Source organism: Trinickia dinghuensis (assembly GCF_003367175.1).
GTDB classification, from domain to species: domain Bacteria; phylum Pseudomonadota; class Gammaproteobacteria; order Burkholderiales; family Burkholderiaceae; genus Trinickia; species Trinickia dinghuensis.
Window position 1 is genome coordinate 116,755 of the sequence record NZ_QRGA01000012.1, and the last position, 14,507, is coordinate 131,261.

Genomic DNA, 14,507 nt, shown 5'->3' on the forward strand with positions numbered 1-14,507 from the left:
AACGGAGACTTCTCCCATGACGGACGATCGAATCGAAGCACCGGATCCCACGGCCGTTCGCGTTGCGCTGTGGCGTGCCATGCACGTTCAGATCGACGCGCAGCCCCATGTCCTCGAAGACGAAATCGGGCTGAAGCTTGTCGCCCCAGACGAAGGATGGCGCCAGCGGCCCGACATGCATCCCGAGGGCACGCGCGGCTATCGCGCTTCGATCGTCGCGCGTGCGCGCTATGTCGAAGACTTGGCAGTCGAAGAATCCGCGCGCGGCGTAACGCAGTACGTCCTATTGGGCGGCGGCCTCGATACGTTCGCGCAGCGCAGGCTAGACATCGCATCGCGGCTGCAGATCTTCGAAGTCGACCAGCCCGCCGCGCAGCGGTGGAAACGCCGCCGCCTGACCGAATTGGGCTTCGGCGTCCCGCCGTCGCTGCACCTCGTGCCGGTGGACTTCGAGGCCGGCGAGTCCTGGTGGGAGGAATTGCTATCGAACGGTTTCGATGCGGGCCGTGCGGCGCTCGTTTCGTCGACGGGCGTATCGATGTATCTGACGCACGAAGCGATCATGGCGATGCTTCGGAACGTTGCCGCGCTGCCAAAAGGATCGACGTTCGCGATGACGTTCCTGTTGCCGCTCGAACTGCTCCCGGAGGAGGAGCGGCCCCGGCACGAAGCGGTTTACGAGCGCGCACGCGCGGCGGGTACGCCCTTCATCAGCTTCTTCACACCCGATCGAATCGTGGAGCTCGCGCGTGAAGCGGGCTTTGCGCACGCAAGATATGTTTCGACGGACGATCTGGCGCAACGGTACTTCAACGGCCGTGCAGATGGGCTGCGGCCGGCGGTTGGGGAAGCCTTCCTCGTTGCCGGGACGTAACGGCGGATAGGTCGGTGCACGGGCACCGCCTAAAGCAATACTCAAGGCAATTCTCCCAAAGTCTACGTACATTCGTAGCTTCATCACATCGCTTCGCCCCTTTCCACTTACACCCCGTAGTGCTAGCCGCCATTCGCCCGGATCGGAGGCGTTTCCACTACTGAACACCGTCGCGGGATCGCCGGTACACCATGTAAACATAAGCATTTACATGGCGCCGCGATCCGCTCGCGCCATTCATCGTCCAACGCTCCATTCGAACGTGGGAGGCACGACGCGATGCTCGTCGAAATGGGAGGCTCGTCCGAACCGCCACCGCCACCTCCGCCGCCTCCGCCCACCGCGAAGGACGTTGCCACCGCGACGACCAACCTTCAAGCAAAGCTAGGCAACGCCAATTCGGCCAACGAAGCCGCGTACGAAGCGCAGCTTCAGGCGGCCATCAAGGCGATCGAAGACGCCAACGCGCAGGCCAATCGCCAGGCCCTCGCGGAAGCCGCCATTTTGATGCAGCAGCGACGCGACGCTCAAGCGAAGCAAGCCAACGCGGCCGGTGTCGACTCCCTGACCGAGGCCACGAGCGAGGTCGGACTCACGCACCAATTCGACCCCTCGACGTTGGCCGCCGCATCGAAGGCGCTCGGCGGCAGTTCGCTCAAGGTGGACCCGTCGACCAAGGGCAGCCCGGTATCGCTCGCTTCGGCCGTTGCCGAGATCAGCAACGACCAAAAGTCGGGCATGACGCTCCAGGAAGCGGTCAACGCCGCTCGGGTGGCGTTCGGCGGAAGCGCGCAAAACGAAGTCGTGCTGAACGAAGCGGCGATCGTCACGACCGCCACGCCGCTTGCCAACGATCCGTCAGGCAAGGGCGGCGCCACGGCGCTCGCGACGAGCGCGCAAACGGTCGCCGGTCAGCATCTGTTCTCGAACGACGTCGCCCAATCGGCGCTGAAGGCGCTGACCGTCAACGTCACCGCGACGCCGGCACTCAAAACCGACGCACACAACGCGCAAAGCGCGTATGCCGCCCTGCAAAAGGACAAGGCCAATCACGCGTCAGCGACGCAACTCGCCCAGGACGAAGCGACTTACCACCAGGCGCTCTCGAACGAGTACAACGACGCGGCGGGCGAGACCAACGACGACTGGCGCAGCAACGTCACACAGATCGATCGTGGATGGCAGGCACAACAGACCGTCCTCGATCTGAACACGGCCGCGGGCTTGCCGAGCGCGCCCTCGCGCGCCGAGCTGACGGCCTCGTTGAGTGCCGCGCAGATTCTCGACGCCGAACAGACCGCGCGCGGCTCGGGCGGCGCCGCCGGCAATCTGAAGGCGGCGCAGACCTTGACGCAACAGCTGCAAGGCGTGTCGAGCGACAACCCGATCTATGCCGAAGTCATGGGCGACGCGCGCACGCAGTCCCTCCAGAGCGCGGCGTTGCACGACATCGTAACCGCGCACGGCGGCAACGCCAACGACACGCTCGTCGCAGTCAGCAACACGCTGGCCGGCTATCGAAACACGGTGCTGTACCAGGGCACGAACGGCACCGGCTTAGCCGATTCTGTCCTGCACGATCCCGGCGTCGCGAAGACGATCGCCTCGATTCAGGTGCCGAACGATCTGCCCGGCATGACGAAGTTGCTGCAGCAAGTGTCGAGCGGTTCGCCGCAGCTTGCGCAGGCGCTGTACACGCAACGGCTGGCGCAGCCGATGAAGGCGCTGATCACGCAAGGCGGCAACGAGGCGCCGCTGACGGGCGATGACACGTTCTTGGGCTATTCCGCACAAGCGATCCAAGCGCTCGATCCGAATTCGGCGGCAGGTCAAGACCTCATGAAGACGCTGAACGCCGAGCTCGGGCAACTCGCGAAATCGCCGAGCATGACGTTATCGGGTCAGACGACCGGTCTGGCCGGGCCAAACTCGCCGTCGTTAGCGCCCATCTCGCTCACGCCGGCCGGCCCCGCACCGACGGGCGTCTATCAGACGCTGCTGAACGAAGACAGTCATAACGCGCCGCTCGCCCATTTGCTCGAAAGGGATACCGGCCTCACGCCCACGGGCGCGGCACCCGGGTCCGCGCCGCAAGACGCCGCGCAGCTTTCGACCGCGACGACCGCGCTCAGCACTGCCGCCGCGAACAACACATCGCCGGCCGCCATACTCGCTGCCGCCAAGAAAGCGCAGCCGCTCATCAGCGATACGACGTGGGCGCAGGCGATGATCTTGAATCAGGCCGTGACCGACGGGCAGAAATGGACATCCGCCAATGCCGCGGCCATCAAGGCCGGCACCGCGCCCACGCCTCCCGACATGATCAAGCAGGCCTCGGGCGAGATCGGCGGCCAGCAGCTGTTCGATGCGAACACGATGGCCAACGCCACGAGTTCGCTCGAAAGCGGCGCCGTCTATGCAGTGCCGGGTGCCGCCGAACCGAAGGGCAGCAGTCAAGTCGACCCGCTCTCGGAGTTGAGCCAGTACCAGTCCATGGGAATACCGCTGCCCGCCGCGGTCGTCATGGTCCGCCAAGAGATGGGCGGCTCCGCAGCAAACGAGCAGGTCATCATGCAGGCGGTGGTGACGCTCTCCGGCGAGCAATTCGCGAGCGATCCGACGCAAACGGATCCGATCGCGGCGGGGCTGCAGCTGCTTCAGCAGAGCGCGCCCAATCTATTTTCGGCAAACGAGCAGAGCACGCTGGCCTCCGTCGCCAAATCGATGGAGCAAAATCCGACCGTCGATCAGAAGGCGTTGAACAGCGCCATTACGAAGGCGCAAAAGGATAAGCAAACGCTCGACGCGGCGAACCAGCGCGCCAAGCAGAACCCGAACGATGCTTCGGCGAAGCAAGCGGCCGCGGCCGCGCAAGCGGCTTATCAGGCAGACCTGACGGCCGCGCTCAATATCGCGGGCGGACATAACCCCAACGATAGTGCGTGGCAAGCGCAATCGTCGAACGTCGATAGCCTCTGGAAAGCGCAATTCACGGTCGCGGCGCAGATGCTCGCGCCGCAGATCCAGGCCGCGCAGGGAACGGCACAAAACTCCCCTGAGAACCAAGCGCTCGACACCGCGTTCGGCGATTTGCAGACGTCGCTGCAGGCGGAGCAGATCGTTCAGCAGACGCTTTACGAGCAAGAATCGAAGGCGGACGGCGGAGCGGGCGGCGGCAACGCGGCCGCCGCGCAACTACTGACGAGCGAGATCGGCGGCCTTGCGCCCGGCGATCCGCTCTACGACCAGGTGATGAATAGCGCCGGCGTCACCGCCCTGCAAACATCGATTCAACAGGACGTCACAGGCGGGCTGACCCTGCAATGCACGACGGCCGATGGAACGAACAAGGAACTCGTCGCGCTCGGCAACCGCTTATCGGTCTATCAAGGCACGGTCTTCTATCCGACGTTGCTGAACAATACGGTCCACGCGGCACCGACCCAGGCGCTGTTCGACAGCGTTGCCTCGGAGGTCGATTCAAAATCGAAACCGCTCGACCGCCTGAACGCATTGGCGAGCGCCACGCAGGGCATGAACCCCGACCTCGCGGCCGCGCTCAATCGCGCCAAGTTCGACGGCAACGATCCGAAGCATCCCGGCGGCGACGTACTGCAATGGCTCAAGCAGGACGGGACCACTGCCTCGCTGCAACCGGTTGCGCTGATTTACGCCAATCTCGGCGCGAGTCAGAATCCCGATCTGACGCCGGTTCGCCAATGGCTCGAGCAGGCCATGACCAAGGCCTCGGGCGACGGCGGCATCGCCGACTTGCATACGACGTACGCCGGCGGCAAGTACGGTTGGGAAACCGGGAAGTCGAACACGACGCTGGTCTATGGGCTCGATTCGTTGAAGTCGCAGACCGACAAGTCGCAGATGCAGCTGTTCCAGGACATCCTCGACGATCACGGCGTTTCATCGACGGTCGCCCAGGAGATCTCGAAGGAAACCGGATACCAAGCCAACGGCGGCACGCCGGCCGCGCTCTCGGCCGATTTGGACGGCAATCTCGACGGCTTGGCGGGCGTGGACGGCATGCATGGCGTCACGAGCTTCAACAAAGCGGTGGACGCGATCGGGCAAATGGAAGGGCTCACGCCGACGCACGCGGCGCAGTCGCTCGACGACGTGCGTGCCGACGAACTCGGCACGCGCTCGCTCTACGACCCGAATACCGTGGTGTACTCGTCGGGCGGTAAGAAGACGACGATCGCCGATATGGCTCGGCAACTGATGTCGGGCGAGGGCGTCTCGCAGATCAGCGGGATCGATCCGCTCATGCTGACCTCGCTCTCGTTGAGCTTTCAGGGCAAGGACGGCTCGACCTGGCAAGGCGCATTGCTCGAAGGCATCGGGCAGGACGGCAACTATGTCGACGTCGGCCCGGTCGACACGCAGGCGAGGCACGGCCTTAGCGATTGGTACAACCATACGGGCTTCGGCAAAGGCGAAGTGCAAGTCCAGCCGCACTGGGTGCTGGGCGGCAACGGGCAGCAGCTGCTCGGCGACGCGTATCTCGACACGCATCGAACCGGCGTCTACCACTGGTACGACTGGGACAACATCCAAGCCGGGCTGATGGTGGTCGCGGCGATCGTCACCATAGCCGCGATGCCGGAAGCCGCGCCGCTCTGGCTCGAGGGCTTGTCGCTCGCGCTCGACGGCTATTTCGCGGTCTCGAGCGCGATCCAGGCACAGCAAGCGTTCGCGCAGCATGACGACAAGCAAGGCTGGATGGACGTTGCGTTCGCGGCGGCCGGTATCTTCGGCGGCGTGTTGTCTTCCGCGAAGATGCTGGGCCGGCTCGGCGTGGCTTCGAGCCGCTTCGCCGAAGCCTCGGGGCTGGCGAAACTCGCCGAGCAAGGCAAGGGCGTGCAAGCCTACAAGAACGCCTCGCTCGCCCGCTGGCTCGACGATTCGAGGCTGGGCCAATGGGCGGCGCCGAAGCTCGCATCTGGCGTGCGGATCGCCAACACGATCCAAGGACCGCTGCGGCTCGTCGATGCCAGCGGCCAGCGCGTCTTCAATACGGTGGGTCTCGCGCATCGCGCGCTCAGCTTTACGTCGATGGGAATCGGCATCTTCCAGATGGGCGACCAGGGCATCACGCTGATCCGGGACCGCAACCAGGCTACGGGCGAAGATTGGCTGCAGTTCTTCACGGGCATGACCGCTATGGCCGTCGGCGCGGCCGGCTCGCGCATTCATGCCGCGCGCGCGACCGGTGACACGAGCGACGGCGCGGCAACGCAAGGTGAAACGACGGAGCAGCAGACGGAATCGACGCAAGAGAATGAGCCGATCGTCCTGACCGCCGCCAACGTCAAGGCGCCTCCGTCGAACGCGGCTGGGGAAGAGGCATCTCCCGACTTGACGACGCAAAGGAAAATCGCCCTGGCAACATTCAAGCTCGCCCTTGCGCAGAAGGCTGCACAAGCGGCAGCGGCCATGCGGGCGGCAGCAACCTCGGCCGGCACCCGCGTCGTCAATGCGGTATCGCAAGCGGGCGGCACGCAAGCGGGCACCGACAACGGAGGTGGCGGCGGTAACGGCGGCAACGGCACGACGAATTACGAAGGCCCGATTTGGATCGGACCGGCGCAGGTGGACGATGCGCTAGGCATTGCGCGCGTGCAGAGCGAAACGATGGACGCGTTCGACGTGCAGGATCCTGACTCGTCGGATGGCTCGGGCTATCCGCAGCAATGGATCGACAATCGCAAGCGCGTATTGCAATCGCCGTCGAACGCCGCGCTGAAGGAAAGCAGGATAGCGGCCGCGGCGGGCGACCCCGCGCAGTTGCATCTCGTGGCAAAGTCAGCCGATGGGCAAGTCATTGCCTATTGCTCGGCGACCGCCGGCTCGGACGCGACGTCGATCGACGCGCTTTACGTCGCTCCGCGCTACGGCCGCTTGGGGGCCGGCAGAGGGCTGGTACAGAGCGTCATCGAATGGGCAGGCCCCGACGCACCGGTCGAATCGTGGATCACGCCCACGGAAGGCGTGACGCCGTTCTTCCAAAGCCAAGGCTTCGAAACCGTCGACGACACGGAGCGCGAGTTCACGGTGGACGGACAGCCGGTCAAACGCGTGCTGATGCGCCGGCCCGCGAGTGCTCCGGCGGCCGAAACCGAGAATCCGCCGCCGCAAAACGTCGTGTCGCCGCCCGTCACGCCGGTATCCACGGCACCGAAGGGACCTGTGACGAAAAATGTTCCTATCGCACCTGCGGCCAGTTCGGCGCCGAGTCCCCAGGAAAGCCTGGATGCGCTGCTGGATCGCGTGCTCTACGTTACGCCAAGCGACGAAGATGAGGTCTACGCCCTCTATGCGAAGGGCGATTCCCCGAGGCCCGCTCAGCTGACGGAAGATCAGCGCAGCGGCTACCTCGAGAAGATCAAGGCGCTGTTGGAAAACCGGCCGGCGGACTCGGACGCGAAAGAGCAAAAAACACTGGGCTCGCTCTCGGATTTCTTACGCCTGTTTCGCGAAGGCGGCAACACCTTCTATCATTTCCTGCCACCCAACGCGATCAGGCCAGACTACCCCTACGAACGCATCTACATCAATGCGATGCCGGAGCATGCGGCCGACGTGATGACGTTCCTCGTCCGCAACGTCATGGACGATCATCAGGCGTACCCTGACGTTGACAGCGCGAAGGTGAGTTCGCCCTTAGTGGCGCATGCTCGCGTCGACAACATCGTCGTCTATACGAAAGACAGCGAAAGCGCGGAACGCGTGTTGAATGCGTTGAGCGAGTACCAGCAAGCGCACCCCGACCATTTCGGTATCGAGGTGCCGGCCATGACGCAAGGCGTGCTGCCGGGCATCTCGGTGGGTGCCGAGCCTCCCCCTGAAAAGGGCAACGTTAGCTTTGGCCAATTGCGGTCGGACGCCATTTGGAAAGCGTTCAAGCAGACGACCACCGAACGGATCAATCGAACCCTGCTCGGCGAGTCGTTCGATGCTCGCGCCTTCTTGGGCGAGCGGGCCCGTGCCGAACTCGCGGCCGCCGGTGTCGACCCGAACGATCCGTCGCGGAACCTGCCGCCGGATCCGTCGGCAAATCGATCGGCGCCTCCGGCTCCGGCACCTGCGCCAGTCAACGCGCCCCCAATCGTTCAGACTTTGTCCGAGGAGGAAGAGGAGGAGAAGCAACCAACAGTGCCGCCGCAGCAGCCTCCCGCTCAACAGGCACCACAGCACCCCCCTGCTCCCCAGCAGCAAGCGCCTGCTCAGGTCCAGCAAGCGGCGCCGCCACAGCCGCCACAGCAACCACCCGCGCCGCAGCAACAAGCACCTGCCCAGGTCAAGGTGCAACAAGTCGCGCCTGTGCAGCCGCCTCAACAACCGCACGCACCGCCACCGGGTGCCGCGACGCTTCCGAGCCGCTCCGACGGCGTCTCGATCACGGCCGCCAAGGATGCGAAGGAGCTCGATTACCAGCACGCAAAACCCGGCGGTCATTGGGTAGGCGAGATCGTGCGGGACCCCCAAGGCAAGTTCGGCGCCCAAGGAGGATTGGTCTTGCTCAAGCAACTCTGGGGCGCGGGAGAAGGCCCCGAGCTGAGCGAAGCCCGTGCACGCAACGCCGTCACCACGAGCAAGCTCATGCGCAAGATCTTCGGGGAAGGCAGCGCAGTGCCGATTCACCTCGTGCATTGGGACATCAAGGGCGAACGCTACTATGGCGTGGCGATGCCTTACCTCGACATCGACGTCTTCGACAAAGGCTCGTATAAAACGCTGACGGATCCCACGCAAGGGGACGCGACCGGCCTGCACGCGACGGCAGCCGGCCACATCGCGCTGAACAACACCGCGGTGGCGGGCGTCACCTCCACCGACAAGGGGCCACGCCTCGGCAACCTCGGCCTGGGCAAGGGCGGGAAGGGAAAAAAATCGGCTGTCTTCCTCGATCTCGATACCACGATGAGGATCGATAGCCAAGGCAACGCGAGACCCTTCGATCCGCTCGCCGCATCGGATGTTCCATCGGCGCTCGATACGCTCAGAACGGCCGACGATTCCGCACCGATATACGGCAGCATGACGAGTCAGCAGTATTTTTCCGGTGTCGACCGTTTATACGAACACGTGACCTATCACGGTCTCGGCGACGACATCCGCGCCATCGTCGAAGAGCACGGCGCCGGTACGGCCGACGAAAGAACGAGCGACGCCGATACCATCCTCGCGAACATTCAGGCTCAGTTCGACTACCGCGAAAGCATGCTCGGCTCTTACACCGGCCAGGGCAGCCGGCCGCTTTCGGCGGCAGAGCTTCCCGAAGGGTTCGCGACAGCGCCGAAGCAAGAGACCGGCAAGCGCCTGCGCAATCCGCTGCTTCACAGCAGCACGATGACAGGGCGGCGCAGGTTGCTTCACGCGCCGAACACCTTGGAGTTGGCAGTTCATCGCATGCGCCGTTCGATGCGCGGCGAAACGCACGTATGGCCGGATACCGCTCCCGACCTCGCCAGCCTCGTGCCGCCGCCGACGCCTAAGCTGCCCGGCAGCGGTACCGTCATCAAAGCGGACGAGAATGCGGAATTTTCGCCGAGCGCCCTGTCGGGCAAAGGCCTCACGTTCGGTGTCACGAACGGCACGCCGAGACGCGGGCTCGGCACGTATCTCGACGGCACGGATCCCAAGACTTCGACCCCGCTTGAGCCGAACGAAGTGGCGCAATGGGACCCGGATCCGCAAAGCGGTCAAGCCGCTTCGCAGCCGGGCACATCGAACGGGCTGCTAGGCAAGGTCCGCGGTAAGCTGACCGGGATCAAGACGGGGACGATGGGTGCGATCAAGGACGAAAGCAAGGACCGGCTCTACCTGTATGCGCAAGACGGCGCCGGGCTCCCTCTCGGTTACTACGAACGCAGCGACGATGGCGAGGCATTGACGTGGTACGGCGCCTCGCACCGAACTCGCGCACAAAAGGCGTACGCAGCAGCCATAGGGGGCAGTACGTTTCTCGTTTCGCTCGGGGTCGGGACGGCCGTTCGCTTGGCGGGCGTCGTCAGCGACATTCCCTTGATGAGCCCGGTTCTATCGACGATCCGCTCGGCGATCAATCTCGGCAAAGTAGCGAATGAAAGCCGGCAGCAGGTGTTCAACGAGATCCGGGACCAACGGCTCGAGCAAGCGACGGAACTCATCAATCGGCGCCACAGTCTTGCGCAACGTGCGTTGAAATCGCTCGGCGTCCCCCCATCGGTCCGCACTCGCGTGCAGGCGCATACCGAGACGCTGCTCGGCGTGCTGCAGCAAGTGCAGAGCGAGGCATGGCCCGATCACAAGCCCGAAGTCACGCTCAGCGACGCGTTGACCAACTACAACGACATGATCAAGCACGAGACCGGATACAAGTTCAGTCAGCTGGAGGCGATGAACACCGGGCGGCTCCGTGGCAAACTCTTCCGCGGCGGGACCATCCTGACGTTTAGCGGAAGCGGTGCAAAGTACGAAACGAAATTCGACCAGCTTCCGCATGGGAGCGGGCTCGAAGCGGTGGGCAATCTGCTAGGCGCCACCGCGTCGGTGGCCGACAGCAGCGCCGCGCTGGCAACCTCGGTGACGGGGAGCCGCCCGAATGCGGTCAGCAAGTTCTCCGGCAAGGCATCGAAGTTTCTCGCACCGATCAGCACGTACGGGTTCGCCGCCGGCTACGGGATCGATGCATTCGCGGGCGCGCACAATCACTTCGTCCTCGCCGCCGACCTCGCGGCCGCCCTTACGGGTACGGTGGCCAGAAGATACACACTGTTCATGCAACGGGTCGACGACAACATCCTCGTCTATGAGTCCGGTACCCAAACGCCGGAAAAAGGAGACTTGATCGGATACGCGAGCTACACCGGTGACGGTCGATTGAAGTGGTACAAACGCAACGGGACGGACGGTTTTCACGAGGTTCGAAACATGAGTGCGATCGACCTCGACAACGCCTTGCTCGACCACATTAACCAGAAGGGCGGAGATCCTTCCCACCTTCGTTTCATCGTGGCGCGCAAGACGCCGGGAGAGGTCGACGACGATTTCCTCAAGACGGCGAAGCAGACCGGGGAACGGGCACGGGTGACCAAGACGAAGATAAAGACCACCTCCAGCGCCAAGAGCAAACCGGTGCAGTTGCAGTCCATGGCGGAAGTCGTGAACCGGACGGAAAGTCACGGCAACTACCAAAAGGCGGCATCGTTCGCATTTTGGGCGGCTGGCGCCTCGTTGGCCGCGACCGTTTTGTCGACGGCGGCCTCGACCTTCTTCAACCAGGCGCCCACGTCGTCGCAGTCGAACCTGACGCCGGCGGGCGGCGACAAGAAGAAAAAGCCGGCTCCTCCGGCAGGGGGCACTTCATCGGCACCGGAGGGGCCGCCGGGCGGTGGCCGCAAGCCGAAGCCGATCGTGCCGACAGGCGAACCCTGGCGCGTCGTCATCGTCAAGCAGGGCGATACGTTGTGGGGCATCGCCACCGACAACGGCGACACCATCGAGCAGATCGAACCGCTCAATCCCGAGTTCGACTGGGCACTGCTCGACGGCAATCCGTTCTCGGTGCCGCCGCCTGGGGCAGGTCGAAACCCGAACCTCATCTTCCCGGGAGATCGGGTGAAGGTGACGCAGCAGGCATGATGAAATAACGCGCCGGCGGACCTAGGGCAGTGCAGTCCGCCTGTGCGTGCGTGGCTTCACTCAGCCCCGGCCACGGACAGATTGTCGTAGCCCTTGACGCGATAGACGATGAACGAGGCCACCCAAGCGAAGACGAAAACGCCGATGATGACGAACCCGAGATTGTTGAAGTTATCGTTCAACGTCCCGATGACGTCCCAGAACGCGCCTTGCAGCTTGAATTGGTCGGCCAGCAATCCGAGCGTTTCGATGCCGCCGATCAGCAGTGCCACGACGACCGAGACGAGCGTGATCGTTAGGTTGTAATAGAGCTTGCGGATCGGACGGACGAACGCCCAATCGTAGGCACCGAGCATCAGCACGCCGTCTGTCGTATCGACGAGCGACATGCCGGCCGCGAACAAGACCGGAAAGACGAGCACGATGCCGATCGATACGCCCTGCGACGCTTGGCTCGCCGAGATGCCGAGCAGGCTGACCTCAGTGGCCGTGTCGAAGCCAAGACCGAACAGAAAGCCGAGCGGCAGCATCCAGATCGACTTCGAAACGAGCCGGAACATCGGGCGGAACAATCGCGCCAGCAGCCCGCGATTGTTGAGGAGCAGATCGAGGTCGTCGTCGCTATAGGGCAGGCCGCGGCGCACGCGGTTGAATGCTTTCCAGACACCGCGCAGGATGATGATGTTCATCGCCGCGATCAGGAACAGAAACAGCGCCGATACGCTCGTGGAGATGACGCCGCCGAGCTCCTTCCATCCTTCGACACGGTGTTCCAACGCGGCGGCCGTCACCGCCACGGCCGCGGCCACGAGCAGGACCACGGCAGAGTGCCCGAGCGCGAAGAAGAAGCCGACGGAGACGGGGCGCTGCCCGTCCTGCATCAGCTTGCGTGTGACGTTGTCGATGGCGGCGATGTGGTCGGCATCGACGGCATGGCGCAGGCCGAAGCCGTAGGCGAGCAAGCCGGTGCTCAGTAGAAGCGGATTGGCGCGAAAGGCGATGAACGCCCAAATCCAGGCACCGATGTTGAATAGGGCAAGGACGCCATAAATGGCGATGACGCGCTGGCGAAAACCGCCTTGAACGGCACGCGTTTGCAAAACAGTGGACATAAGGGATTCCTGAGGTCGGGCTGTCCTTGCAGCGGGCGGCCGCGCACAGCGCGGCGCTTGCGCATCGGGACACCCCGCCCGTCGCGGCTGCTTGGACCTCGGACGATGGCAGGTCTCCTGGCTCGCGGGTCGACGCCCGGTGCCGACCTTCCCGGTATTCCAGTGGTCATCGTTGGCACGGACTCGCCGCTTACAGTTGCGGGGGCAGCCGCAGACTCGAACCGTCAAAGCATCGACGCTTCTACTGCGTTCCCTTTTGATCCCGGTGACGGGAACCATCGGTGCCAGAGTAAGCCACGCTTTCCCAAAGTACGTCAAGCCTCACATGCTCGGCCACGACGTCGGCCAGCGTCTCGATCGACGCAAGCCTGCGCGCGTCGTAATCGACCTGCTGGGCATCGTCGACGCCGGCCCAGCGAAGCAGCGCCTCGCATGCGTCGGGCGCATCGAACAGCCCGTGCAGATAGGTCGCCAGAATTTGGCCGTCTTCCGAGATCGCGCCGTCGGGCCGCGCTTCGGCGCCGCTTAGCAACTGCAATGCCGGGCGCGAAAGGGCTGCGCCCTCGGTGATGCCCATGTGAATCTCGTAGCCGCGCACCGTCGAGGTGCCATCGCCCAGCAGCAGCGTGCCGCTAGTATTGACGAGCTGCTTATGCGGCTCGAGCGTCGTCACGAAATCGAGCAAGCCGAGGCCGTCGGTACTGGCGACATCGCTTTCGATGCCGAGCGGATCGCGCAATTCCCGCCCCAGCATTTGCAGCCCACCGCAGATGCCGATCAGCTTGCCGCCGTATCGCAGATGCCGGCGCAGATACGGCTCCCAGCCATGCTGGCGCAGCGATTGCAGGTCGCGCTGCACGCTCTTGCTGCCGGGCAAGATGACAAGGTCCGCCGGAGGAATCGGATCGCCCATCCGTACATAGCTGAAATCGACTTGGGGATGCGCGCGGAGTGGATCGAAATCGGTGTGGTTGCTGATACGCGGCAATGCGGGGACGACCACACGCAACAAGTCGTCCTGCGCCGCTTGCGGGCGGTTTTGCTTTTGCTTCGGCAACGCGTCTTCAGCGTCGAGCCACAACCCCTGAACGAACGGCACGACACCCAAGATCGGCTTGCCCGTTTGCGCTTCGATCCATTCGAGGCCGGGCTTGAGCAGCGAGACGTCGCCGCGAAACTTGTTGATGACGACGCCTTTCACGAGCGCGCGTTCGTCGTCGGAGAGGCAGGCCAGCGTGCCGAGGATCTGCGCGAAGACGCCGCCGCGATCGATGTCCGCGACGAGCACGACGGGGCAGTCGACCGCCGTCGCAAACCCCATGTTCGCGATATCGCCCTCGCGCAGGTTGACCTCGGCCGGGCTGCCCGCGCCTTCGATCAGAACGAGATCGGTCTTGGCCCGCAGCCGAGCGAACGATTCGAGCACGGCTTGGCGGGCGATGGGCTTGTACTGGTGGTAGGCGCGCGCGTCGAGATTGCCGGTCGAGCGGCCGTGCACGATCACCTGCGCGCCGATCTCGCTGTTCGGCTTGAGCAGGACCGGGTTCATGTCGACTTCTGGTGCCACCCCGGCGGCCAGCGCCTGCCACGCCTGCGCGCGGCCGATTTCGCCGCCGTCGACGGTCACGGCGCTGTTGAGCGACATGTTCTGCGGCTTGAACGGCGCGACGCGCAGGCCTTGGCGCGCGGCGATTCGGCACAGCGCTCCGACGAGCGTGCTCTTGCCCGAGTCGGAACTCGTGCCTTGGATCATCAACATGCCTGCCATGTAACTCGTCCCGAACAGCGAAGGATGGATGCAAGGAGCGCGTAGCGCCCCGTGCGAGGGGGGCGTTATTATGTCACCCGCCCATCGGCGTCTGAGCGAAAGAGTTTAATCG

The 14,507-nt window shown here is 64.1% G+C and carries 3 protein-coding genes, 1 pseudogene and 1 riboswitch; of the genes and pseudogenes, 2 read left to right on the forward strand and 2 right to left on the reverse strand.

Going from position 1 to position 14,507, the window contains the following annotated elements:
- Window positions 1-16: 16 nt before the first annotated feature.
- Window positions 17-874: a class I SAM-dependent methyltransferase gene (locus tag DWV00_RS21655; RefSeq protein WP_115535663.1), complete on the forward strand. Its 858-nt coding sequence runs from the start codon at window positions 17-19 to the stop codon at window positions 872-874.
- Between the two features lie 279 nt (window positions 875-1,153).
- On the forward strand, window positions 1,154-11,515 hold the full coding sequence (locus DWV00_RS21660; protein WP_115535664.1) for a GNAT family N-acetyltransferase: 10,362 nt from the start codon (window positions 1,154-1,156) through the stop codon (window positions 11,513-11,515).
- Window positions 11,516-11,571: 56 nt separating this feature from the next.
- On the opposite strand, the gene DWV00_RS21665 is transcribed toward DWV00_RS21660, so the two are convergent.
- Both DWV00_RS21665 and DWV00_RS21670 read right to left on the reverse strand, forming a co-directional pair.
- A complete protein-coding gene (locus DWV00_RS21665; RefSeq protein ID WP_115535665.1) occupies window positions 11,572-12,627 on the reverse strand; it encodes a HoxN/HupN/NixA family nickel/cobalt transporter in 1,056 nt (351 codons plus the stop codon).
- Between the two features lie 90 nt (window positions 12,628-12,717).
- Window positions 12,718-12,922: riboswitch (cobalamin riboswitch) on the reverse strand.
- Between the two features lie 9 nt (window positions 12,923-12,931).
- A pseudogene (locus tag DWV00_RS21670) lies at window positions 12,932-14,395 on the reverse strand (cobyric acid synthase); the annotation flags it as partial.
- Between the last annotated feature and the right edge of the window lie 112 nt (window positions 14,396-14,507).

Excerpts from the sequence above, each read along its gene's own strand:
- DWV00_RS21655 (WP_115535663.1), top strand. The coding sequence starts at position 17 with ATGACGGACGATCGAATCGAAGCACCGGATCCCACGGCCGTTCGCGTT.
- DWV00_RS21660 (WP_115535664.1), top strand. The coding sequence starts at position 1,154 with ATGCTCGTCGAAATGGGAGGCTCGTCCGAACCGCCACCGCCACCTCCG.
- DWV00_RS21665 (WP_115535665.1), bottom strand. The coding sequence starts at position 12,627 with ATGTCCACTGTTTTGCAAACGCGTGCCGTTCAAGGCGGTTTTCGCCAG.